This window comes from Streptomyces sparsus (assembly GCF_054776295.1).
This window is the reverse complement of record NZ_BAAHCA010001709.1, coordinates 1-551: the sequence shown is the minus strand read 5'-3', so window position 1 is coordinate 551 and position 551 is coordinate 1. Positions and strand designations below refer to the sequence as shown.

General features: G+C 78.4%; 1 protein-coding gene. It reads right to left on the bottom strand.

Going from position 1 to position 551, the window contains the following annotated elements:
* On the bottom strand, positions 1-551 hold a 551-nt coding region (locus ACYVE9_RS30430), incomplete at both ends, for a glycerate kinase (RefSeq protein ID WP_461031072.1).

The following is a 551-nucleotide window of genomic DNA, read 5'->3' as shown; positions in this document are numbered from 1 at the left end:
GCGCCGGGCGCCTGGGCGCACTCGGCGGCCCGGGGGCCGACCGCGCGCTCCAGGACGCGGGCGAAGTGACCGAGCGCGGCGTCCAGAGTGGCCACGTCCTCGGCGGAGGCGCCCTTCTGCGGGCCGTAGACCGCCGCGGCGCCCTTCGGGCCGGTCAGCGGGTTGTCCACGTCGCTGGCCAGCACGATCTCCAGGTCCGTGAGGCGCGGGTCGAGGCGGGACAGGTCGGCCTCGGCGAGGTCGCGCAGCCCTCCGCCGCCCGGCCCGACGTCGTAGCCGTCGGCGTCCAGGAGGCGGGCGCCGAGCGCGGTGAGCATGCCCGCACCGCCGTCCGTCGTCGCGGAGCCGCCGACGCCCAGCACGATCGTGCGGGCGCCCTGCGCCGCTGCCTCCAGCAGCAGTTCGCCGGTGCCGCGGGTGGTCGCGGTGAGCGGCGCGAAGGTGCCGGGCGGCAGCAGTTGCAGTCCGGAGGCCTCGGCCATCTCCACCACGGCGGTACCGTCCCGCAGCGCGAAGGCCGCCGTGACGGGGGCGCCCAGCGGCCCGGTCAC